At 61.3% G+C, this 21,174-nt stretch carries 22 protein-coding genes and 1 pseudogene; 12 read left to right on the top strand and 11 right to left on the bottom strand.

Annotated features, from left to right (window positions below; genetic code table 11):
• Window positions 1-217: 217 nt before the first annotated feature.
• Together CFR76_RS04550 and CFR76_RS04545 are read left to right on the top strand one after the other, a co-directional pair.
• On the top strand, window positions 218-640 hold the full coding sequence (locus CFR76_RS04550; protein WP_110556044.1) for a hypothetical protein: 423 nt from the start codon (window positions 218-220) through the stop codon (window positions 638-640).
• 96 nt (window positions 641-736) lie between these two features.
• On the top strand, window positions 737-988 hold the full coding sequence (locus CFR76_RS04545) for a hypothetical protein (RefSeq protein WP_244191785.1): 252 nt from the start codon (window positions 737-739) through the stop codon (window positions 986-988).
• 129 nt (window positions 989-1,117) lie between these two features.
• Here CFR76_RS04545 and CFR76_RS17945 read toward each other — a convergent pair whose 3' ends face one another.
• Window positions 1,118-1,279: a hypothetical protein gene (locus CFR76_RS17945; RefSeq protein WP_167402053.1), complete on the bottom strand. Its 162-nt coding sequence runs from the start codon at window positions 1,277-1,279 to the stop codon at window positions 1,118-1,120.
• Window positions 1,280-1,625: 346 nt separating this feature from the next.
• Between CFR76_RS17945 and CFR76_RS04540 the strand changes: the two genes are divergently transcribed.
• A complete protein-coding gene (locus CFR76_RS04540) occupies window positions 1,626-1,940 on the top strand; it encodes a hypothetical protein (protein WP_110556043.1) in 315 nt (104 codons plus the stop codon).
• Between the two features lie 151 nt (window positions 1,941-2,091).
• On the opposite strand, the gene CFR76_RS04535 is transcribed toward CFR76_RS04540, so the two are convergent.
• Window positions 2,092-2,325, bottom strand: coding sequence for a hypothetical protein (locus CFR76_RS04535; RefSeq protein ID WP_110556042.1), 234 nt, complete (start codon window positions 2,323-2,325; stop codon window positions 2,092-2,094).
• A gap of 245 nt (window positions 2,326-2,570) precedes the next feature.
• On the opposite strand from CFR76_RS04535, the gene CFR76_RS04530 reads away from it, so the two are divergent.
• Complete coding sequence (locus CFR76_RS04530) at window positions 2,571-2,891, top strand: DMT family transporter (RefSeq protein ID WP_456305900.1); 321 nt, start codon at window positions 2,571-2,573, stop codon at window positions 2,889-2,891.
• 2 nt (window positions 2,892-2,893) lie between these two features.
• On the opposite strand, the gene CFR76_RS04525 is transcribed toward CFR76_RS04530, so the two are convergent.
• The 7 genes from CFR76_RS04525 to CFR76_RS17670 all read right to left on the bottom strand — a co-directional run bounded on the left by CFR76_RS04525 (window position 2,894) and on the right by CFR76_RS17670 (window position 9,343).
• Complete coding sequence (locus CFR76_RS04525; protein WP_110556040.1) at window positions 2,894-3,196, bottom strand: hypothetical protein; 303 nt, start codon at window positions 3,194-3,196, stop codon at window positions 2,894-2,896.
• Between the two features lie 326 nt (window positions 3,197-3,522).
• Entirely contained in the window at window positions 3,523-3,915 is a 393-nt protein-coding gene (locus CFR76_RS04520; RefSeq protein ID WP_110556039.1) for a PRC-barrel domain-containing protein, read from the bottom strand.
• A gap of 141 nt (window positions 3,916-4,056) precedes the next feature.
• Window positions 4,057-4,437: a con-10 family general stress protein gene (locus CFR76_RS04515; RefSeq protein WP_110556038.1), complete on the bottom strand. Its 381-nt coding sequence runs from the start codon at window positions 4,435-4,437 to the stop codon at window positions 4,057-4,059.
• A 474-nt stretch (window positions 4,438-4,911) separates the two neighbouring features.
• Window positions 4,912-7,068, bottom strand: coding sequence for a DUF262 domain-containing protein (locus CFR76_RS04510; RefSeq protein WP_110556037.1), 2,157 nt, complete (start codon window positions 7,066-7,068; stop codon window positions 4,912-4,914).
• Window position 7,069: 1 nt separating this feature from the next.
• On the bottom strand, window positions 7,070-8,509 hold the full coding sequence (locus CFR76_RS04505) for a DUF262 domain-containing protein (protein WP_110556036.1): 1,440 nt from the start codon (window positions 8,507-8,509) through the stop codon (window positions 7,070-7,072).
• A gap of 275 nt (window positions 8,510-8,784) precedes the next feature.
• Window positions 8,785-9,117 carry a DUF2934 domain-containing protein gene (locus tag CFR76_RS04500; protein WP_110556084.1) on the bottom strand — a complete coding sequence of 111 codons (333 nt, stop codon included), beginning with the start codon at window positions 9,115-9,117 and terminating at the stop codon, window positions 8,785-8,787.
• A gap of 10 nt (window positions 9,118-9,127) precedes the next feature.
• The gene (locus CFR76_RS17670; protein WP_146222634.1) at window positions 9,128-9,343 is read right to left on the bottom strand and encodes a hypothetical protein; all 216 of its coding nucleotides are present in this window, start codon (window positions 9,341-9,343) and stop codon (window positions 9,128-9,130) included.
• Window positions 9,344-9,510: 167 nt separating this feature from the next.
• On the opposite strand from CFR76_RS17670, the gene CFR76_RS04495 reads away from it, so the two are divergent.
• The 3 genes from CFR76_RS04495 to CFR76_RS04485 are packed head-to-tail and all read left to right on the top strand — an operon-like array spanning window position 9,511 to window position 12,103.
• Complete coding sequence (locus tag CFR76_RS04495) at window positions 9,511-10,944, top strand: cytochrome ubiquinol oxidase subunit I (RefSeq protein WP_110556035.1); 1,434 nt, start codon at window positions 9,511-9,513, stop codon at window positions 10,942-10,944.
• A 3-nt stretch (window positions 10,945-10,947) separates the two neighbouring features.
• Window positions 10,948-11,967 carry a cytochrome d ubiquinol oxidase subunit II gene (gene cydB / locus CFR76_RS04490; protein WP_110556034.1) on the top strand — a complete coding sequence of 340 codons (1,020 nt, stop codon included), beginning with the start codon at window positions 10,948-10,950 and terminating at the stop codon, window positions 11,965-11,967.
• Window positions 11,954-12,103 carry a DUF2474 domain-containing protein gene (locus CFR76_RS04485; RefSeq protein ID WP_110556033.1) on the top strand — a complete coding sequence of 50 codons (150 nt, stop codon included), beginning with the start codon at window positions 11,954-11,956 and terminating at the stop codon, window positions 12,101-12,103. Before cydB ends, CFR76_RS04485 begins: the two co-directional genes overlap by 14 nt.
• 61 nt (window positions 12,104-12,164) lie before the next feature.
• Here CFR76_RS04485 and CFR76_RS04480 read toward each other — a convergent pair whose 3' ends face one another.
• Window positions 12,165-12,470, bottom strand: a complete 306-nt coding sequence (locus CFR76_RS04480; RefSeq protein WP_110556032.1) for a hypothetical protein — start codon at window positions 12,468-12,470, stop codon at window positions 12,165-12,167.
• A gap of 332 nt (window positions 12,471-12,802) precedes the next feature.
• Between CFR76_RS04480 and CFR76_RS04475 the strand changes: the two genes are divergently transcribed.
• Window positions 12,803-13,276, top strand: a complete 474-nt coding sequence (locus CFR76_RS04475) for an Hsp20/alpha crystallin family protein (protein WP_244191783.1) — start codon at window positions 12,803-12,805, stop codon at window positions 13,274-13,276.
• A gap of 79 nt (window positions 13,277-13,355) precedes the next feature.
• On the opposite strand, the gene CFR76_RS04470 is transcribed toward CFR76_RS04475, so the two are convergent.
• Window positions 13,356-13,967, bottom strand: coding sequence for a glutathione S-transferase N-terminal domain-containing protein (locus CFR76_RS04470; protein WP_110556030.1), 612 nt, complete (start codon window positions 13,965-13,967; stop codon window positions 13,356-13,358).
• Window positions 13,968-14,362: 395 nt separating this feature from the next.
• Here CFR76_RS04470 and CFR76_RS18755 point away from each other — a divergent pair.
• The 4 genes and pseudogenes from CFR76_RS18755 to CFR76_RS04450 form a co-directional block, all read left to right on the top strand.
• Window positions 14,363-14,558 (top strand): annotated as a pseudogene (locus CFR76_RS18755) (acyl-CoA dehydrogenase); the annotation flags it as partial.
• A gap of 637 nt (window positions 14,559-15,195) precedes the next feature.
• Entirely contained in the window at window positions 15,196-18,387 is a 3,192-nt protein-coding gene (locus CFR76_RS04460) for an efflux RND transporter permease subunit (RefSeq protein WP_110556029.1), read from the top strand.
• Window positions 18,387-19,574: an efflux RND transporter periplasmic adaptor subunit gene (locus tag CFR76_RS04455; protein ID WP_110556028.1), complete on the top strand. Its 1,188-nt coding sequence runs from the start codon at window positions 18,387-18,389 to the stop codon at window positions 19,572-19,574. The genes CFR76_RS04460 and CFR76_RS04455 overlap by 1 nt, the downstream gene beginning before the upstream one ends.
• Window positions 19,571-21,157 carry an efflux transporter outer membrane subunit gene (locus CFR76_RS04450; protein ID WP_110556027.1) on the top strand — a complete coding sequence of 529 codons (1,587 nt, stop codon included), beginning with the start codon at window positions 19,571-19,573 and terminating at the stop codon, window positions 21,155-21,157. The genes CFR76_RS04455 and CFR76_RS04450 overlap by 4 nt, the downstream gene beginning before the upstream one ends.
• The last annotated feature ends 17 nt before the right edge of the window (window positions 21,158-21,174 follow it).

Genomic DNA, 21,174 nt, shown 5'->3' with positions numbered 1-21,174 from the left:
GGATTTGACAACAGGCGCGACACCGCGCGCAAGGCGGCGGCGTGCCCGGCCGCTTTAACCCCATCAGGGCGTTACGGAAAGGGGACAATCATGAAATCGTACCGCAAAAGGGCGAAAGGGGCTGGCCTTTGGCGTCGCGACGCGGCACCCTGTACCCGCCCCCGCGCCGCAAGCCGTGCCGTGCGCGGGTACCCACAACAGAGGTCCAAGCGTCGTGATGCGCCCCCAGAATGACAACGCCAGCCCGGCCGTGCTGCATTTCCCCCGCCGCAACATTCTTTCGCCACGCGAAGCATCGCACTACCTTGGCATCCACCCCTTTTACCTGCGCGCCATGAAATGGCTGCGCTGCGGGCCGAAACCCATCTCCATCAACCGGCAGACGCTCTATACCGAAGCCGAACTGCGCACGTTCCGCCTTGGGCTGCTGGGCGCGGTCGGGGTGGAGGAACATGGCGGCCCCTACCGTGAAACGCACGGCCACGCCATGGCGGAGGCAACGGGGGCGGAAGCAGCCACCCCCGCGGCGGACCCGCTGCTTGTCCTGCTGTCGGCCAACCTGATCCGCCGCCGGGCCATCGGGGTTTCCCTGTGGAGCCTGCTGGTGCTGGGTATCGGTATCGACCTGATCCTGTTCTGAACGCGCGCGGGGCAGGGGACAGGGCATCAGGGCATAAAAAAAGGGGCGTCCCGGCATGGGACGCCCCCTTTTTCGCGCGATGATCGCTGGCGATCAGTGCTGCTCACCTTCGTGATCATGGTCGTGTTCGCCATGCTCACCTTCGTGCTGGCCGTGCTCACGGTCACCATGCTCGCCATTCTGGCCGTTTTCTTCATGGTGCTTGTCGTGGTGCTTGCGGTGGTGTTCACCATGGCGGCCCTGGTCGTTGTTGTCTTCAGCGTGGGCGACAACCGGCAGGGAAAGGCCAAGAACAGCCGCCAGGAGAAGGGTCTTTTTCATGTTTATAATTTCCTTGTTTACCAATAGGGTTTTAGAAAACTGCCACCCCCCTATAAAATAACAACCAGCCGCACGAAAGCCTCTACCGGTAAATTATTTGTAACAGAATGCATCATTCCAGCGGGTATCACGGAATATTACGGCTGGCGTGACCTGTCACGCCTCCTCACGCGCAAAACCGTCATCGGAACGGACATGGGCCGCTTCATGCGCGCGCGCATAGCCGCGGCGATTTTTCCATGCATGGATCAGGGCTTCGCGCCATTCTTCATGCGGCTCTTTACGGGGTTTGGGGGTGGAGACGGCTTGCGTATTCATGATCCGGAAACCTCCTGAAGGAGCCAGCACAGGCGCGGGCAGGGACAACCTAACAGAAACACCCGGCCCAGAATGTGATGATTGTATGAATCCGCCATCACCGCTCCGCGACCGCATACCAGCCAGGCGGCTGGCATAGGCCGTATCATTAAAAGTAAATAAATTATCATTACGGAATACAGGCATGGGTATGGAGCGAATATGAGGAAATTATTCCTGATTCACGAATGATTACCAGAACGATCCTGATAACAGGCATGAACCGTATCTTTTTGTAACAATGCAGCCCCTTTCCAATCATCCGGCAATTCCACAATGTTACCACTCTGTAACCTGAGGAGACATTATGAAACGTACAATCATGTTCATGCTTGCCCTTGGCGCATCCCTGCCGGCGGCCGCGCACGCGCAGTCCTTTTTTGGCAACCATGAAGGCCATGAAGAACGCCGCGAAGGTGGCTTTGGCAACGAACGTCGTGATGAGCACCGTGAAGGCGGCTTTGGCAACGAGCGCCGTGATGAACACCGTGAAGGCGGCTTTGGCAACGAGCGCCGTGATGAGCACCGCGAAGGCGGCTTTGGCAACGAACGCCGTGACGAGCATCGTGAAGGCGGCTTCGGTGGTGAAGAGCGCCATGAAGGCCATCGCGACCGTCGCTAAGAGGCTGTTTGAAAACAAATCATTGATAAAAAACAATAAAAGTTCTTGGGTGCCGCCTTTTTCTCAAAAAGGCGGCGTTCTTTCGAAGCTTCTGCAAAAAGCTTCACCAAAAACTTTCTTTCATTTTAAAGTGCTATCATGAGCTGACTTTTCAAACAGTCTTGAAGGCTCTGCGTGGAAAGACGGCTTGCGACATTGCCATAAAACCACAGGAAGTTTTCCGGCAAGGCTTTCCCGGAAGGCGACGCCAGAAGGCTTTTGCCGCCTCCCGGTCCGTAAGAGACTGTTTGAAAACAACCCATTGATAAAAAACAATAAAAGTTTTTGGGTGCTGCCTTTTTTCAAAAAGGCGGCGTTCTTTCGAAGCTTCTGCAAAAAGCTTCACCAAAAACTTCCTTTAATTTTAAAGTGCTATCATGAGCTGACTTTTCAAACAGTCTCTAACAGGATGCGCCTTTCGCGCCGGTATGTGCCGCGGGCCACGATGGCATTGGTAACAACGGCGCGCACGGGCGGCGGCGCGTAGCTGCGGCACGCCATTTAGGCGTTGCGCCCCGACAGCGACATAGTCTAGGTGTTCGCGGCAGTCATCCCCGGCCGTGGCAGGGGAGTTCCGGCCCGGTGGAGAACATGATGGCGTGGATTGCCCTGATCGTAGCAGGCGTGTTCGAGGTCGTATGGGCGACCGCCATGAAACAGTCGGAAGGCTTTACCCGCCTGTGGCCCACGGTGGTCACGCTGGTGGCGGTGACGATCAGCTTTGGCCTGCTGCTGTGGTCCATGCGCACCCTGCCGCTGGGCACGGCCTATGCGGTGTGGACGGGGATCGGGGCGGTCGGGGCCTTCCTTGCCGGTATCGCGCTGTTTGGCGAGGCCGCCAGCCCGGCCCGCATCATCGCGGCGCTGCTGATCCTGGCCGGGCTGGTCATCATGAAATCCGCCACCGCGTGAATTCATTCATCCATGTTGCCCGTAGGCGGCGTGGATGAGGAGGAGGGCGCGGCCCCGCCGCCATGCCGGGTGCCGGGTATGGCGGGGTTGCTCGGGTCCTTGCGCGGGCAGGGATGCGAATGCCCGTGTGCGGTATCCTGTGTCCGGCACTGGCTTTCCGGCGTAGTGGATGTGGAGGTCGCGCCATGTTCGGGCATGGTTTCGACCGGCATCCTGGGGGGCGTGTTGCCCTGTGCATGGGCTGCCGTGTCCATGCAGAGCGCAAGCACCACAAGCGATGCGATGCGAAGGGGGCGTGCGGTCATTGTCGTTCATCCTTGTACGGTCGCATCGCGACAGGCGGCGGTGCAGTGTAACGCCCGCCATGATTTCCGGTTCCGTTCCCCATCCATGCCGGGCCATATGCAAACGGCAGGATGCTGACGGCCGGGTGCTGACGACCGGGTGCTAACGGCTGGTCCCGGCCGGATTCATCGCACCCCTGGCCATGGCGCCACATCCGCAAGGCAGGCCCGGCGGGCGCCGCCGCAGGGAACCGGCTCCCTTTATTTTTCATGCCAGCCCGAAAAAAACCGCAGCCCACGGCATGAATCCGTGGCCTGCGGTTGCATCCGCCATGGCTCTGGCCAGCCTACATTTTCGGCAGGCCACCGTAATAGGTATCGACCTGGCTGCCATACTGGCTGCTGGTCCAGTCGGGGGACATGTCCTCGGCATAGGCCGGGGCGGCTTCAAGCTGTTCGCGCGTCAGGGCGACAATGTAGCCGCCGCGCTCCTTGTCGTAATGCAGGGTTTTCCATGGCAGGGGATGGAAACTGTTGCCCATGCCCAGGAAACCGCCAAAACTCATGACGACATAGGCGACGTCGCCACTGGCCTTGTCCACCATGAAATACTTGACCGTGCCGAGTTTTTCGCCCGACGGGGAGTACACGGACGTGCCCTCGACCCTGTCGGAGGAAATCAGGTCATGCTTGCAGGTCATGTTGGGGGACATGCCGCCGCCTGCCGTATTGTTTGTCATTGAAGCAGACATGATGCTTCTCCTTGCGTATCATGAAGGCCCGCCACCGCCGGGGCATGATCGCGCCGGGTGATGGCGCGCACCCATGCGGGACGGGCAGGCAGGGCGGGACCCGGTTGCAGGTCCCGCCCACCCGGTTACTTACGACTTGCCATGACTGTGCTGGCCGCCCTTGCGCCCGGCTTCCGCCGCGCGTTCGGGATCATCCGCAAAGTTGCCCGAACCGTGCTGCGTGGCCTTGTTGGCGCCAGCGGCGCGGGTCGTGGCGGATGCCGGTTTTTCCGCCGTGTGCCCGCCATGGCTGTGCTGGCCACCCTTGCGGCCGGCCTCGGCTGCACGTTCCGGATTATTGGCGAAGTTGCCGGAACTGTGCTGCCCGCCCTTGTGCCCGGCTTCGGCCGCGCGGGCGGGGTCGTTGGCAAAGTTGCCGGGATTGTGTGCGGCCCCCCCACCACCACGGCTGTCGGCCGGTGCGAATACGGGCTGGCTGGTACGTGCGTGCAGGGAGATATGATAACTCATGATCCTCACCTTTCCATATCACAGCGGCTACAGAAGGTCCTTGTTTTTCCCCGGCGCCCGGTCGGGCACCCGTGGGGAAGCGACCCCGAAAATGCGCGCTGTGGGAAGATCAACGGCACATCATCGCGGCGGTTCCGCATCCACCATATAAAATAAACAGGGAGGCGACATACTTTATACAGACACAAAACAGGCCGGTTTCATAATATAATTAAGACCGGATACTTTATAATTCCCGCCCGCCTGTCATATCCGCAGTCGGGTAGGGGGGCCGGAGCCGCTTCGTTTTCGCCCTCGATCCAACGGGCGACGGGAATTACAGGGAATGTCCCCGGCGTGTGGCATCATTACTTCCATTCCAGATGTGCAACGGCATGGATGCCGCATCGGTCATCAAGCAGGCCGGGGCATCGGGCAGGCGCGCGTGATGAAATCGTGGCCGCCGCCCGAACACGCCTGTTTTTCAGGCCGCCTTCACAAATGGCACTGCTGGCGGACCGGCAATGGGCGATCCGCTTCGTAATATTCAATAAAAAACGCCTGCATCCGGTCCTGGTGGTGCTGTATCACGGCTTCCATCCGTTTCACGGTTTCGAGGCTGCCATCAATTTTCATATCCTTCGTAATGGAAAACAGCCAGGCCAGTTTCAGCGAATCATACCGACCCGTTCTGCCGCCTTTTTCAAAGAACTCATTTTCCTTGTCGGTCAGACTCTGGTTGCCATAGGCGCTGTTCTCACCCGCATTCAGCAGGGCGAGATTGCCGAAACAATGCAGGATTTCCGCAGGCAGCGGCAGCAGGTTGCGCGGCGTCTGCGGATAGACGTGTTCAACCGAATTCCTGGACACGATCCGGTAGCGCCTGAACCTGTCTTTCACATCCCTGTCCGGCAGGGCCGGGACCATCCCGTCACGCGCCTTTTTCCACAGGATATAGTCCAGCTTCTGGAACCAGTAATGCGTGATAGCGGGATATTCATGCTGCATCAGCCCGGCGATAGCGTTCTCCGCCGTTTCATAGATGGGCGTGCCGGAACCGGACAGGTCAGCGGATAACAGGTCGAAACTGGCGAATTTCTGCTCATCTTTCCCTTTTCGGGGCGCACTGCATGACAGCCGGTTATCCAGCGTTTCCAGCAGGTCCAGTACATGCGTATCCGTCGGGAACCAGTCTGCTACCCATCGGCCCTCGTTCCACCGGCCCATTGCCAGTCGGCCCAGAAACGGGGTCAGCCAGTACTGCGCGCCATGGCTACCCGTAAAATATCGTACGCTCTGCAGTTGTTCCAGTGCGCCAACCCGGCCACCCGCCGCAGGGGCGGCGCGGGAGAGGCGTTTTTTACCACTTTTTGCATCCTTGACCTGCGCACGAAACATGATGGTCTGGCCGGATTGCGGGTCCGTAACCCGCTTCATCACCCACTGGTCAAACTGGTGGCGCACGGTCCACAGGCATTCGATAAATGCGCGCGCCCTGTCAGCCCCCGTCTTCCCTTCCGCCGGGGCAGCCGCGCATTCCTCCAGAAAATCCGCAAAACATTTATTCAGGTGGGCGGGATCGACGCTGGCAATGTCTTCCTGGCCCTGCTGATGGCGGTAAATGCGCAATGTGTGCAGCAATAGCTGGGGAAAGGTCAGGATGGACGTGGCATGGGTCAGGACATTCTCATCCTCCCTCTCATCCTGTTCAGGTTCCCGGTCCTGCGTGCCCGGTACGCTTTCCTGCGCCACAATGTCTGACAGGGTCATGGCGGCTGTCTGGCCGGGTTCACAGCCTTCAAGATAGAATTTGTCAGGATTGAAAGTTTTCAGGTCATCATAAGAATAGTCTTCCCACGCGGCATGGGGGAACACATCGCGCAGGTTGCGTTCAAAAAAGCCGTTCATGTTTTCACAGGCCTGCCAGATGGCGTCATAATCCATCCGGCGATCCGGAATCAGTTCCAGCAGACGCGCCTTGATGATGTCGGATGCCTCCAACTGTACGCCGCTGGTATTCAGCGCGGTAAACAGGCGGTTGAAATCCGTGCCCTGTGGCACGATGTTGTTGACCCAGCTTACCCTGTTGAACAGATAGCTTCCGAAATTACACAGTTCATCATCTGTTTTACTTTTTAAAAGGTCTTGCGCGGTCTTCAGGCCACCCGACAGGTCCTTTACGTACGCATCCCCTGAACCGGCTTCGGACTGCCCGGACAGCCAGGCGCGAAACAGGTCGCGTACCTGTTCACGAATGGCGAAATGCAGGCGGGGTTCATCGCATTCTGTTGGATCGTAAAGAAATTCCTTCAATCCATCATGCAGCAGCGCCAGCCGCCTGTCCGATTTTTTTGGCTCAGGCACCCGGATGAAAGCCAGGAAAATCAGCATCAGCGTTGTCAGGCGCTGCTGCCCGTCAATCAGTTCGTAACAGGGGGGGTCGACATCCGTTGCCGCCGTATTTGTCGTAATCAGCGTGCCGATGAAATAATGCGGCTGGGCCGCCTTCATGGCATTTTCTATGTCCTGCAGGAATTTCCTTACATCTTCGGGCTGCCAGACATACGGGCGCTGGTAGCTGGGTATGTCCAGACGCGCCTTCTGTTCCCGCAGGTCTTGCGCCGTCTGTACTTTCGCATCTACCATTTTCATGTCAGGCGGCCCGTCCGGAATCTGTCAATTTCCCAAAATGCTTTATCAGGTCATCATCAAACCTATTTTTTAACGGTTCTTTATCAGGGCATGGCTGGCCCATCACGCCATACACGCTGCGGACATACCGCGCCCGGACACCACCCCCGTCCAGCCCATCCGTATCAATGTCATAAGTATAGGCACGCAGGTATTGCATAAGCTGCGCATGGTTGAAGCTGCTGGCGATATGGTCCAGAATCCGGTGATCCAGGCAGAGCTTCTGCACGCCCTGTTCAAATACACGCAGCTTCGTCAGGCGCAGGCTGAAGACAAAACGCAGCAGCCACAACCGCGCTTCCGCCAGGTTGCATTGCCCGAACCGGCTGGCATAAAGCAGGATCGCGGTTTCGTACAGCGCGCGCAGATACCGGCTTTCCGCGGCATTTATGATGGTCGCCTCAAGCTGTTCATGCGCGTTTTCCGCCACGGCGCCGCCATCGGGGTTTTCGCGCGGAAACAGGTCGTGATGCAGCGTGCAGAAATACAGCAGGTAATTAATGGTATTGACCCCGCTGTTCAGGGGCTGGCGCATGGCATAGCCACATTCCGGCATAAACTGTTGCCACAACCCCGAGGGCAGGTTCTGGCATACGCTCAGCCGGTACGCCGGGTCCTGATCCGACGGCTGCGTATCATCCCCGAATTCGGCAATGATTTCATTACGCAGTTCCGACCAGTAGAACTTCCTGACATTCAGGTCGGTCCAGAACCGCCCGGCGATCAGCAGCTTGATGACATCATCCAGTGACGTACCCGTCTTTTCCCATAACCGTGCGTAATGGTCCCGCTGCCCCGACGCAATGGCGCGCAGGTGATGGGCCTTGATGATATCCGTTCCCGACAGCCGCCGGCCGCCGGTATTCATCGTCTGGAAAAAACGCCACGCGTCATCTTCCGACCGGGTCACGATCAGGGTGACGTTGATCCTGCCCAGATTCGGACCCAACCCACGGATATGGTTCATTTTTTCCACAATGGAAAAATTGCGCCGTATCCGTTCATGGCTGGCCGGTGCGCGATAGGTCAGGTCCAGTATGGGCTGCTGACCCCACGCCTTGCATAGGATCGCCATGGTGGTCAGGCGCTGCTGGCCGTCAATGATATCCAATACCACTTCGCCCTGATCATTTTCATGCTGGTGCAGGACAATACTGCCAAGATAGAAGGCAACGTCCGAATTCAAGCTGAAATAGGCATCCAGATCCCCAACCAGTTGCCTGACCTGCTTTTCTCCCCAGCAATAGGGGCGCTGGTAGACGGGCAGGTTCAGCTTTCCCTTCAGGTCTTTTACCTGGCCCCCAAAAACATCCTTGAGCGTGGTCGGTATGGCATCAATACAGGAACTGAACCTGACACGCTCCGCACCATTATCAGGTACGGATTCCGTATTATTCAACATATATGAAATACATCCGATAAAATCATGAATTCATTCTGTCATGATAGGAAGGCATGACCTGAATGGCAAGCCGTACCCGGACACGCAACGCCCATGGGCTGATCGCCCTGTCGGGAAACCGCAAGACAGGGTAGGGAACCCCGTTGGAACGTCGTGCGGATTATGAAAAGGTTTTTGGTGAAGCTTTTTTCAAAAAGCTTCGAAAAAAGACGGCACCAGCAGGACAGCAGGCGGGCAACCCGCATGAAGGGCCGCCCGCCTGCCGGTTTTCGGGATTACTGGTTTTTCAGCGCGTCCGCTTCTTCCTGCCGCGTGGCGAAGGGGACTTCCTGCCTGTCGTCCAGTTCGTCCATGCTGCCGCCGGAATTGCCGAGGTTTTCTTCCAGGAACGCCTCCTCGATCGGCTGGCCGTTCGCGTCAAGCGGCACGGGGGAGTCCACGGGGATCTGCCCCGCGTCGGGATTGCTTTCCATCCCGATCAGTTCCGACGCATTTTCCCTGTAGGCTTCCGGCCCGCAGCCCGGCCTGCCGTCGGCTTCCCACAATTCCTTTGCCTTCGCGGTGATGCGGGCCTCGGTCTGGGGGGTGGTTTCCAGTGGGTTGACCATGTTCATATCCTTATAAATTGACCAAAGGCGGGGCGCGTGGCCCGACTGTCGCGCACCAGACATAGCGTAATCCCGTCCCCCCCGTCACCCGCAACGGGGGGCATGGCAGTCGCGCCCCCACGCGGCGGCTGCCATGCGCATCGGGCACATCCCGGCAGCAGACATGGAAAACCCATGCCCCGGTATCAATGGGCGGCAGGCGCGCGGCCGCTGCCTGATAAGCCACGATTATCATGACATGCGCAGAAGGTCTTGGACGCGCATCTTTCCACTGATCTAGCACGGTGCCTGACGCGTTGTGGTTCATGCCGCGACAGTCGCGTGACGGGGGGCCGGGCATGGCCCCGCCTTTGCGCGGCGATATCCCTGTTTTCAGGTTTGGGAAAGTTATCAATGCAGACCGTCCATGATCCCGCGCTGTTGCTGGCGCGCTTCCAGTTCGCCTTTACCGTAGGCGTGCATATCATCTTCCCGGCGTTTTCGATCGGGCTTGCAGCCTACCTCGCCGTGCTGGAGGGGCTGTGGCTGCGAACGGGCAGGGCGGTCTTCCTTGACCTGTACCGATACTGGATCAAGGTATTCTCGATCGTGTTCGCCATGGGCGTGGTGTCGGGGCTGGTCATGTCGTACGAATTCGGCACCAACTGGTCGGTCTTTGCCCGCAAGGCCGGGCCGATTACCGGCGTGCTGCTGTCCTACGAGGTCATGACCGCGTTTTTTCTTGAGGCAGGCTTCCTTGGCGTCATGCTGTTCGGCATGAACCGGGTCGGGCGCGGGCTGCATTTCGCCGCGACGTGCTGTGTCTCCGTCGGCACCCTGATTTCCATGACATGGATCCTGTCGTCCAATTCATGGATGCAGACCCCGCGTGGCTACGCCATCGACCCCGCCACGGGGCGGTTCATGCCGGCTGACTGGCTGGCGATCATCTTCAACCCGTCCTTTCCCTTCCGGCTGGTGCATATGGGGCTGGCGGCCTTCCTGTCGGTGGCCTTCATCGTGGGGGCCACGGGGGCATGGCACATGCTGGGGGCGCGCAGGCGGGGGCAGGCGGCCAGCGAACCCGTGCGGGTGATGTTTTCCATGGCGATGTGGATGGCCGCCATCGTCGCCCCCATCCAGGTCATGGCAGGCGACGCGCACGGGCTGAACACGCTGAAATACCAGCCCGCCAAGATCGCGGCCATGGAAGGGGACTGGGTATCGGAAGACCACGCGCCCGAACTGCTGTTCGGCATTCCCAACATGAAGACCGAACGCACGGATTACGCCATAAGGCTGCCGCTGGCCGGATCGCTGATCCTGACCCACAGCGTGAACGGCAGGGTGCCGGGGATGAAGGATTTTCCCCCTGACCAGCGGCCGCCGTCCTATGTCATCTTCTTCACCTTCCGCATCATGGTCGCCCTTGGCATGCTGATGGTGGCGGTGGGGATGTGGTCGCTGTGGCTGCGCCGCCGGGGCCGGCTGTATGACACGCCGCTTTTCCATCGCGTGGCGCTATGCATGGCGCCCGCGGGGTTCCTTGCGCTGCTGTGCGGCTGGATCACGACGGAGGTCGGCCGCCAGCCCTGGACGGTCTATGGCCTGCTGCGCACGTCCGACAGCGTGGCGCCCAATGCCCTGTCGTCCATGGCGGTGTCGATGACGGCGTTCGTGGTGGTGTACGTGCTGGTGTTCGGGTCCGGGATCGGGATGCTGGTGCGCCTGCTGAGCCATGCGCCGCATGCGGGCGAACACGGCACCAGCCCCGACCATGCCCCCGACATACTGGCCGCGCGCAGCCACCCGGCGGTGATTGACCCCACCCATGGCGAAGGAGCCTGAGACATGATGGACGTTTCCTACTGGCTGCCGGTCATCTGGGCGGTGATCCTTGTGGCTGCGATCTCGATATACGTCATCCTTGACGGGTTCGACCTTGGCATCGGCATGTTGTTCGCGCTGGAACGCGACCGGGGTTGCCGCGATGTGATGATCAACACCATCGCCCCCGTATGGGACGGGAACGAGACGTGGATGGTGCTGGGGGGCGCGGTGCTGTATGGCGTGTTCCCCGGTGCCTATGCCACGCTGCTGCCCGCGTTCTACATGCCGATCGTGGTGATGCTGCTGGCGCTGATCTTTCGCGGCGTGGCGTTCGAATTCCGCATCCTGACCCGCGATACCCCGCGTGAACGGCTGTGGGAGGGCGGGTTCATGGCCGGTTCCGCCCTTGCCGCGTTCTGCCAGGGCGTGATCGTGGGCGGCGTGGTGCAGGGGGTCCGGGTTGTTGACGGCGCGTTCGCGGGCAACGCGCTGGACTGGCTGACGCCGTTCAGCATCCTGTGCGGGGTGGCGGTCATGTGCGGCTACGCTCTGCTGGGGGCGACGTGGCTGGTATGGCGCACCACGGGCGGGCTGGAAGCGGCGTGCCGCCGGTGGGCGGGGTGGCTGGCCATCGGGCTGTTCGTGGGCATCGTGGCGGTCAGCGCATGGACGCCGCTGCTGCACGCGCCCTACCTGCGGCGCTGGACCGACTGGCCCAACATCGCCCTTGTGGCCCCGGTGCCGGTGCTGGTGGTCGTGCTGGGTATCGTACTGGCGCGCGCCCTGCGCCGCGGGCGGACGCGGGCGCCATTCGCCTGCGCGCTGGGCTGGTTCGGGCTGTGCCTGTCGGGGCTGGGGATTACACTCTGGCCCTATGCCGTGCCGCCGGGGCTGACAGTGTGGGATGTGTCATCACCGCCCTCCAGCCAGTTTTTCCAGCTTGTCGGCACCGCCATCATGTTGCCCATCATCCTGGCCTATACCATCCATTCCTATCGTGTGTTTCGTGGAAAGGTGACTGAAACCGATGGCTATCACTGATATTGTCGCAGGGAACGGGGACGATGCGCCCCGCCATGCGGGCGTGCGGATCGTATGGTTCATCGCCATCTGGTCGGCCAGTACGGCGGTGTTCTTCGGCGCGGCCAGCCTGCTGCACCTGATCGTGCCGCATTAGGCACGGATTCAGAAACCTTTGTCCGGTACCCCGCTCCTGCCGGGCGGGGCACCACAGCGGTTCAGCCGACGCTGACGCTGACCTTGTGCAGTTCCGCCTTCACCTTCGCATCGGGGTGGCCCGCATGGAAGGGTTCGGCGGGCAGCAGGCGGATGCCGGTGATGTCGGACAGCGGCAGCACGCTCCATTCACCCATGGGGGGCACGCGCTTTTCGTGGGCGTCCTCGCCGCGACAGATCAGCACATGCGGCGTGCCGTCGCGTTCGCCCAGCGCGTGGGGGGAACCGGTATAGGTCTTGCCATCGAAGGTGAAGCCGACCACGGACTTCTTCTGGATGGCGTCACGAAGCGTGTTTTCAACTGACATGCATGTTTTCCATTCTGGTTGAACCCGATACGGGTCGCCGCATGTTATAACGGACCGCGCAGGGTATAGCCTTTCTGGCCGCATGCAGAAGCGGCGGAGGCAATTTATTGCTGCAATACTGCCCTGCATCGCGCAGATTCCGGCGCGGCATGGCATAAATCCGGCATCGTGTCGTTGCGATAAAGTAAAGGACAGCCCTGCATGGAACGGGCCGCATGGCAGGATTGATCTGTATCACGGTCGGGGGCGGATATTGGCCCCAGCATCCATGGTGCAGGGCGGAAATGACCCAAAACAGACCGCTCAATGGTATGTATTGAGGAGCAATGACCATGATTGCACGACCGACATTTGTCGCAACCCCGGTTCGTACGGCCACGGCTACGGCGCGGGTGGCCGACCCGTTCGCGGTGCTGCAGCGCCAGGTGGGGCGACTGATCGACGACTACCGCGCGCCCGACACGTTCGGCTCCGGCCGGATCGGGGCCACGGACATTACCGAGGACGCAACCGGCTACCACATCTATATCGAAGTGCCCGGCTGTTCGGAAAAGGACATTACCCTGAACGCCAGCAACGGCGTGCTGAGCATCTCGGGCGAGAAGAAAAGCCCCGTGGCGCCCGAGCAGAAGCAGCACGTCACCACCCGCAGCTTCGGCGCGTTTTCCGAGCATTTCAGCCTGCCCGATGGCGTGGACGAGGACAGGATCAGCGCCCGCATCAAGGACGGGGTGCTGCAGGTGACCCTGCCACGCCGCGAACCGGCCAAGCCCACCGAACGCAAGATCGAGATCCAGCCCGGCTGATCGCGGCATCCACTATACGGTGACATGGCCCGGGTACCGCTGGTATCCGGGCCATGCGCGTGTACGGTCCGGATGGTTTTCAGTCCAGCCCTTCCTCACGCCGGGCCTGCTGCGCCGCCGGGCGGGCAAACACCGCATCACGCAGGGCGCAGGCGCGGGGCCAGGGGGAAAGGTCGATCCCCAGCGGGGTGGCCCAGCTCAGGATCACGGCCAGCAGCGCATCCGCCTGCGTGAAGCCCGCAGGCAGCACGTGGCCATTGCCGCATGCCGCCAGCATGGCCTCCGCCTGGTTCAGGCGGCGCGGGATGAGCGTGCCCAGCAGCCGCTCGCGCGTGACATCGGGCAGGTCGGGGGCGAACAACGCGCCAAGCGCGGAATGCACGTCCTCGCAGAAGCCGATGGCTTCAAGCAGGCGGAAAAACGCAAGCGAATCAGGGGCGGGGTGGAAGGCGGCATGGCCCGACTGCTGGCCGATATAGGTCAGCACCGCCACGTTCTGCGTCAGCACCGTGCCCGGTGCGATTTCCAGCGCGGGCACGGCCCCGCGCGGGTTGACCTTCAGGTAGTCATCCCCGCTGGCGGTCTGCCTGGTCTTCAGGTCCACCCGTTCCAGGCTGTGCGGCAGCCCGGTTTCATTCAGGATGATATGCGCGGCGAGCGAGCACGCGCCCGGCGTGTAATACAGCTTCATTGCAACGGCCTTCCGTCTGGGTCCGGCGGGGGCATGATGGCAGCGTCCCGCCTGTTGCCAAAACACTGGCACATGCGCCACGCCATGAAAAGCGCCGGCCCCCTAGCCCTTAGCCCCTGACCGGCACGCACGCCACGCGCACCCGCCCGATTGCAACACCGCGCAGGGAACCAGCAGCCCACCGGCACTGTTTGTGCCGGCGGGCGGGCAGGGCGTGGATTCTGCCCGGCCGGTTCATTTTCCGCTACGAGACCGCATAGCGCTTTAAAATTAAAGAAAGTTTTTGGTGAAGCTTTTTGCAAAAGCTTCGAAAGAACGCCGCCTTTTTGAAAAAAGGCGGCACCCAAAAACTTTTATTGTTTTTTATCAATGATTTGTTTTCAAGCAGCCTCTTCGGCGGGCTAGGCGGCATGCGCAGGGCGCGGGCACGGGGCAATGCGACCTGACCGGCATGACCGTGCCGCCATCCGCGCGGGCGGGGCAGGCGGGGGATTACCTGCGCCAGCCCGAATTTTCGGCCGGGGCATGGCGCTGATCGCGGCGGAAACCGCCCTGCCATGGACCCGCCGGGCAGCACTGGTCGCAAGCGGGCCGGTCGGGTTGCAGGGACGGATGGCCGCCTGGGCGTTGTCCCGGAATAGCCGTTTCATAAATAAAGATGGAAGTTTTCGGGCGCCGCTTTTTTTCAAAAGGGCAGCGTTCCCTGAAGCTTTTTGAAAAAAGCTTCACCAAAAACTCCTTTCTGGTTTTCAGGCAGTTTTCTTTCCTGCACGCGCCGTTACATGACACAGGCATGAACCGGGTAATTTTTATTTTAAAATGCCTGCGGGGCGGGAACCGATCCGTAATGGGCAACAGTTCCCCGATGACGGATTTTTTATTTATGAAATCACGAAAAACAATAAATTATACTTCATAAATTATTGGAAATAATTACAGGCATTTCCGGTAATGAAGATTATTTTAAATCTTATCTGTTCATACTTTGTAAAAAAACACTGTATCTGTCGTTCCAGGCAGATGCCGCATGCCCCATGCCGGCCCGCCCGTTACCGATCATGCCGGAGCATCGTCCCATGTCCATCACCATGACCCGTAAACCCTAGGGCCTGCACGCCACCGCGCCGGGCGCGGCCAACCCATCCATACAGTAAAAACCGCACACATTACTGTGGCGCGCGCCCACGGTGCTGCGCGGTTCTTCGTACTACAGGGAATCATTCATCCCATGAACGCCATCGTAGTCACCGCACTACGTCGGCCCTATACCTTTGTGGTGCTGTCGATCCTTATCGTGGTCTTTGGCATCATGTCGGTATTGCGTACGCCGACGGACGTGTTCCCCAATATCAAGATACCGGTCGTGTCCGTTGTCTGGACCTATGGCGGCATGCTGCCGGAGGAATTCGCGGGCCGTATCATCTATAATTACGAACTGATGGTGACCTCGACCGTCGAGGGCATTGAACATATGGAAAGCAGTTCGTATTACGGGCGCGGCATCGTCAACATATACTTCCAGCCCGGCACCGATATTGGCAAGGCGGAAGCGGAAGTGACCGCCATATCCCAGACGGTCATAAAACAGTTGCCCGAAAACATCCCGTCACCCATGGTGATGAGCCTTGACGCCTCATCCGTGCCGGTGCTGACCCTTCAGGTCACGTCCGACAAGCAGACGCCATCCGACCTGTTCAAGCTGGCGATGATCCGCGTGCGCCCGCTGCTGGTCACCGTGCCCGGCGCGGTGGTGCCACAGGCCTATGGCGGAATGGACAGCTTTGTCATGGTGGCGCTGAACCAGCAGCAGCTACAGGCGCACCACCTCTCGGCCATGGACGTGCAGAACGCCCTGCGCGGGCAGAATATCGTGCTGCCGGCGGGCGACCAGAAAATCTCGGCCACCGACTGGATGGTGCAGACCAACGCCACCCCGCGATCCATGAAGGAACTGGGTGATATTCCGGTCAAGCGCGTGGGCAACGCCGTGATCTATGTGCATGACGTGGCGGAAGTCTATCGCGGCGGCCACCCGCAGACCAACCTTGTGCTGGTCAAGGGCAAGCAGGGGGTGGAAATCGTCGTGATGAAAAGCGGCGACGCCTCGACGCTGGATGTCGTGGCGGGTGCGAAGGCGCTGCTGCCGCGTATCCAGAAACTGCTGCCGCCGGATGTGAAGGTCAGCATACTGGGCGATGCCTCGGTCTTCGTGAAGGATTCCATCTTCGACGTGGTGCGCGAAATGCTGACGGCCGCCGCCCTGACCGGCATGGTGGTGCTTCTGTTCCTGGGGTCGTGGCGGCCCACGGTCATCATCGCGACCTCCATCCCGCTGGCGATTTTGTGCGCCATCATCGGGCTGCACTGGGCGGGGCAGACGATCAATGTCATGACGCTGGGCGGGCTTGCGCTGGCGGTGGGCATCCTGGTGGATGACGCCACGGTGATGATCGAGAACATCGATGCGCATCTGGAAATGGGCAAGACGCTGGAACCCGCGATCATCGACGCGGCCAACCAGATCGTCATCCCCACCTTTGTCGCCACCACCTGCATCTGCATTGTCTGGCTGCCGCTGTTTGGCCTGAGCGGCGTTGCGGGCTGGCTGTTCATGCCGATGGCGGAGGCGATCATCTTCGCCATGATCGCATCCTTCATCCTGTCGCGTACGCTGGTGCCGACCATGGCCAAATACCTGCTGGCCGGGCACAGTGTTGCGGGGCATGGGGATTCCCACCATTGCGAACCGCAGGTGCACAACCTGCAATACCCGAAGCGGCTGCCCGAACGCTTCCAGCAGGCGTTCGAACGCGGGTTCAACACGTTCCGCGAAAGCTATGCGGGCGTGCTGAAACGCGCGATCGCGGGGCGCAGGCGGTTTGTGGGGGTATTCCTTGGCGTTTCGGTCTGCTCGCTGGGGCTGTACCTGGTCGCGGGGCGGGATTTCTTTCCCGAGACCAAATCCGGCACCATCCAGATGCACATGCGCGCACCATTGGGCACCCGGATCGAGGTGGCGGGCCGCGAGGCCTCGCTGGTGGAAGACCGGATCAACGCACTGTTCCCCGGCAAGGTGGACACCATGATCGAAAACTGTGGCCTGCCTGAAGGCGCCCATAACCAGGCCTTCATTCCCACGCCCACCATCGGCACGCAGGACTGTGACATCACCATTGCCCTGAAGGATGAGGAAACGCCGGTATGGGATGACCGCGCCATCCTGCGCCATGACCTTTCCGCAAGGTTTCCCGGCACGGTCTTCACCTTCCAGCCCGCCGACCTGACGGCGAAGATCCTGAACTTCGGCTCACCCGCGCCCATCGACATCCAGATTTCGGGGCCGGACCTGCGCGACAACTATGATTACGCCCGCCTGCTGGTAAACCGCCTGCGCGCCGTCCCCGGCGCGGCCGATGTCGTGATCCAGCAGACCATGAAAACGCCCACCCTGTTCGTGCAGGGCAACCGCACCTTCGGGCAGGCCACCGGCATGACGGAAGCCGACCTTGCCAACAACGAACTCATGACGCTGTCAGGCAGCCAGACGGTGGACCCGCAATACTGGCTGGACCCGGCCACGGGCATCACCTTCCCGCTGAACGTGTATGTGTCACAGGACCAATTGACGCATTTCAACAACCTCATGACCATTCCGGTGGACAAGGGCGATGGCGACCCGCAGGGGCGGCACATGCAGCTTCTGGGCGGTATCAGCAATGTCAGCGCCACCGGCACGCCGGGGCAGGTCTCGCACTTCAACTCCATGCCGGAAGTGGACATCTATGTCTCGGCCGAGGGTGCTGATCTGGGGCAGGTGACAACCGGCGTGCAGCGCGTGCTGGACCAGACGCGGGGGCAGGTGCCCTCCACCGCCGCCGTGGTGGTGCGCGGGCAGACCGAAACCATGCGCCATGCCTATGTCGAACTGGTGTTCGGTCTGGTGGTGTCGGTGCTGCTGATCTACCTGCTGATCGTGGTCAATTTCCAGTCATGGCTGGACCCGTTCATCATCATCACCGCGCTGCCCGGTGCATTGGCCGGCATCGCGTGGGCGCTGTTCCTGACGCATACGCGGCTGTCGGTCCCCGCGCTGACGGGGGCGATCATGTGCATGGGCACGGCGACCGCCAATTCCATCCTTGTCGTGTCATTCGCGCGGGAACGGATCGAGGAACATGGCGACGCCCTGCGCGCGGCACTGGAGGCAGGCTACGGCCGCATCCGCCCGGTGCTGATGACCGCACTGGCCATGGTGATCGGCATGGTGCCCATGGCCATGAGCAATTCCCAGAACGCGCCGCTGGGCCGCGCCGTCATTGGCGGGCTGCTGGTGGCAACTGTCTCCACGCTTTTGTTCGTGCCGTGTGTTTACGCAATCCTGCACAACCGTCCGTCCCGTGTCCGGGAGGAAATGAAGTGATGCCCACCCAGAACAACAGAAAAATCATCATGCTGGCCGGTGCCGCCATTGTCGCGGGGTGGTGCGGGTACCTGCTGGTCGGGCGCGTGCAGCATGCCGCCGCCCTGCGGCGCGAGGCCGCCATTGCCGCCGTGCCCGATGTCATGGTCATCGCGCCACGCAGGGAGGCGCGCCATGTCAGCCTTGACCTGCCCGGCACCATCGATGCCTGGTACCAGGCCCCCATCTACCCGCAGGCATCGGGCTATGTGCGGATGTGGTATAAGGATTACGGCGCGCGGGTGGCGGCAGGCGACGTACTGGCCGAGATCAACACCCCCGGCCTTGACGCCCAGTTCGCGCAGGCGCAGGCCGACCTGCAATCCTCGCAGGCAAAATATGACCTCGCGGTGGTGACCGCGCAGCGCTGGCGGCTGATGGGCAAATCACAGGCTGTTTCCGGCCAGTCGGTATCGGTGCAGGATGCGAACGAGAAATCGGCTGCCGCCGACCTTGAGGCCGCGCGCCACAACCTTGACCGCTATGCCGCCCTTGAACGCTTCAAGGTCATTGTCGCCCCGTTTGATGGCGTGGTGACGGAACGCGACATCAACGTGGGCGACTACGTGCATGAAGGCGGCGGCAACCTGAACGCCACGGGTGCGGCCAGCGAACTGTTCAGCGTGGCGGACACGCACCAGATGCGGCTGTTCGTCTCCATCCCCGAAAACATGTCCTACATCCTCCAGCCCGGGCTGCAGGCCAGCGTGCAGGTGCCGCAGTTCCCCGACCGGCGGTTCGAGGCGAAGTTCCTGACCGTATCGGGCGGCTACGACCCCGACACCCGTACCAGCGTGAGCGAGTTCGTGATCGACAACACCGACCACGCCCTGTGGCCCGGAACCTTTGCCGCCGTCACCCTGACAGCACCGGAGCAGGCCACACACCTGACCATCCCCACCGGCGCGCTGGTGTTTCAGGAACACGGCATGCAGGTGGCGGTGGTGGACGGACAGAACCACGCGCATTTCCACGCCATAACCGTGGGCCGCATGGGCGATGGGGCGACGCAGGTGCTCTCAGGCATAGCACCCGATGACCGGATCATCGACAACCCGCCCGCCGACCTGCTGGAAGGCGAGAGCGTGCGCGTGGTCCAGCCCGCGGCCGGATACAGCAACGACACCGATGAAAAGGACGATGAATGATGGCCCGTACCATCCGCCGCGCCATGGGCAGGGGCGGCATGTGCGCCGTGTCGCTGCTGTCGCTGGCGGGGTGCGACCTTGCCCCCGCCTATCACGCGCCGCATTACGTCATTCCCGCCACGTGGCAGGGGCAGGCCCCGTTTGGCGTGGCCCGCCCCATGGACGACACCATTCCCGCGCAGTGGTGGAAAAGCTTTGCCGACCCACGGCTTGATGACCTGGAAACCGCCGCCATGGCCCATAACGGCGACCTGCAGGCCGCCAGCGAGCGCTTCTTGCAGGCGCGCGCGATCGTAAGCGAGGCGCGGGCCGACCTGCTGCCGCATTTTGGCGTGGCCTTTGGCGGCAGCAACAACAAAAGCTCGGCCGAACGGCTGTTCCGCTACAAGGGACCCATTACGGATTCAGACGAATTCTATGGCGGCATGGCGTCGTGGGAGCCGGATTTCTGGTCCGCCATCCGCAACCGGGTGCGCCTGCAAAAAGACTATGCGCAGGAACAGGCGGCGGAATACGCCGCGGCCCGGCTGAGCTTGCAGGCCGAACTGGCCAGCGACTATTTCACCCTGCGCGGGCTGGACGCGCAGGCGGCGATCTATACCCAGTCGATCCGGTATTACCAGGAATCCCTGCGCGTGACCCAGACGCGGCTGCAGGACCAGGCGGATTCACGGCTGGACGTGGCGCGCGCGCAGAACCAGCTTTACACCACGCAGGCCCGCCTGCTGGACATCCAGGCCCAGCGCGAGGTGATGGAACATGCGGTGGCCGTGCTGGTCAACGTGGCCCCGTCATCCTTCCATATCGCGGCGGATGCGCACCTGAACGCAACCCGCTTCGCGCTGCGCGCGCCCATGCCATCGGACCTGTTGCAGCGCAGGCCCGACATCGCCATGGCCGAACGCCAGATGGCGCAGGCCAACCGGGCCATCGGCATCGCGCGCGCCGCGTTCTACCCGCATGTATCGTTCCAGATGAACGGGGGGTTTGATGATAACGGCTTCAACCTCGCCAACCTCGCCAACTCCATGTGGTCCTACGGCGCGACCGTGACCATGCCGGTGTTCGAAGGCGGCCTGCGCCGCGCGCAGTTGCAGCAGAGCTGGTCCGCCTACCGTGAAACCCGCGACCATTACCGTGTCACCATCCTCAACGCCTTCCGCGATGTGGAGGACGGGCTGTCGCGCACCAGCCGGCTGGATGGCGAAAACAGCCGCCTGCGCGCCGCAGTCGGCGCGGCCAGCCAGACACAGGACATTACCATGAACCTGTACAAGGGCGGGCTTGCGGCCTATCTGGACGTGCTCATCGCGCAGGTCAGCACGCTGGATGCGCGCATACAGCAGGCCGAAATCCAGACCCGCTACCTGCAGGCGCAGGTTGGCATGATCCGTGCCTGTGGCGGGGGATGGGACGCGGCCAGCCTGCCCGCGCCCAACAGCCTGTTCGGGGTTGACCCGTTGCAGTATTCGGGCCTGCATAACGCGCCCCCCGTGGGCGACGTGCCCGCGCCGCACAGCCACGGCCCCGACCCGGATGACAACCTGACACGGCCCGTGCTGTCCCCCGGCATGGGGCAGTAAGCGGACATGCGTTCCGG

Source organism: Komagataeibacter swingsii (assembly GCF_003207895.1).
In the GTDB taxonomy this organism is placed as follows: domain Bacteria; phylum Pseudomonadota; class Alphaproteobacteria; order Acetobacterales; family Acetobacteraceae; genus Komagataeibacter; species Komagataeibacter swingsii.
This window is presented reverse-complemented; position numbering and strand designations above follow the sequence as displayed.

What these genes read in the sequence shown, in the direction of transcription:
- CFR76_RS04550 (WP_110556044.1), top strand. Translation starts at nt 218, where the DNA reads ATGCGCCCCCAGAATGACAACGCCAGCCCGGCCGTGCTGCATTTCCCC.
- CFR76_RS17945 (WP_167402053.1), bottom strand. Translation starts at nt 1,279, where the DNA reads ATGAATACGCAAGCCGTCTCCACCCCCAAACCCCGTAAAGAGCCGCAT.
- CFR76_RS04540 (WP_110556043.1), top strand. Translation starts at nt 1,626, where the DNA reads ATGAAACGTACAATCATGTTCATGCTTGCCCTTGGCGCATCCCTGCCG.
- CFR76_RS04530 (WP_456305900.1), top strand. Translation starts at nt 2,571, where the DNA reads ATGATGGCGTGGATTGCCCTGATCGTAGCAGGCGTGTTCGAGGTCGTA.
- CFR76_RS04525 (WP_110556040.1), bottom strand. Translation starts at nt 3,196, where the DNA reads ATGACCGCACGCCCCCTTCGCATCGCATCGCTTGTGGTGCTTGCGCTC.
- CFR76_RS04520 (WP_110556039.1), bottom strand. Translation starts at nt 3,915, where the DNA reads ATGACAAACAATACGGCAGGCGGCGGCATGTCCCCCAACATGACCTGC.
- CFR76_RS04515 (WP_110556038.1), bottom strand. Translation starts at nt 4,437, where the DNA reads ATGAGTTATCATATCTCCCTGCACGCACGTACCAGCCAGCCCGTATTC.
- CFR76_RS04510 (WP_110556037.1), bottom strand. Translation starts at nt 7,068, where the DNA reads ATGAAAATGGTAGATGCGAAAGTACAGACGGCGCAAGACCTGCGGGAA.
- CFR76_RS04505 (WP_110556036.1), bottom strand. Translation starts at nt 8,509, where the DNA reads ATGTTGAATAATACGGAATCCGTACCTGATAATGGTGCGGAGCGTGTC.
- CFR76_RS04500 (WP_110556084.1), bottom strand. Translation starts at nt 9,117, where the DNA reads ATGGTCAACCCACTGGAAACCACCCCCCAGACCGAGGCCCGCATCACC.
- CFR76_RS04495 (WP_110556035.1), top strand. Translation starts at nt 9,511, where the DNA reads ATGCAGACCGTCCATGATCCCGCGCTGTTGCTGGCGCGCTTCCAGTTC.
- cydB (WP_110556034.1), top strand. Translation starts at nt 10,948, where the DNA reads ATGATGGACGTTTCCTACTGGCTGCCGGTCATCTGGGCGGTGATCCTT.
- CFR76_RS04485 (WP_110556033.1), top strand. Translation starts at nt 11,954, where the DNA reads ATGGCTATCACTGATATTGTCGCAGGGAACGGGGACGATGCGCCCCGC.
- CFR76_RS04480 (WP_110556032.1), bottom strand. Translation starts at nt 12,470, where the DNA reads ATGTCAGTTGAAAACACGCTTCGTGACGCCATCCAGAAGAAGTCCGTG.
- CFR76_RS04475 (WP_244191783.1), top strand. Translation starts at nt 12,803, where the DNA reads ATGATTGCACGACCGACATTTGTCGCAACCCCGGTTCGTACGGCCACG.
- CFR76_RS04470 (WP_110556030.1), bottom strand. Translation starts at nt 13,967, where the DNA reads ATGAAGCTGTATTACACGCCGGGCGCGTGCTCGCTCGCCGCGCATATC.
- CFR76_RS04460 (WP_110556029.1), top strand. Translation starts at nt 15,196, where the DNA reads ATGAACGCCATCGTAGTCACCGCACTACGTCGGCCCTATACCTTTGTG.
- CFR76_RS04455 (WP_110556028.1), top strand. Translation starts at nt 18,387, where the DNA reads ATGCCCACCCAGAACAACAGAAAAATCATCATGCTGGCCGGTGCCGCC.
- CFR76_RS04450 (WP_110556027.1), top strand. Translation starts at nt 19,571, where the DNA reads ATGATGGCCCGTACCATCCGCCGCGCCATGGGCAGGGGCGGCATGTGC.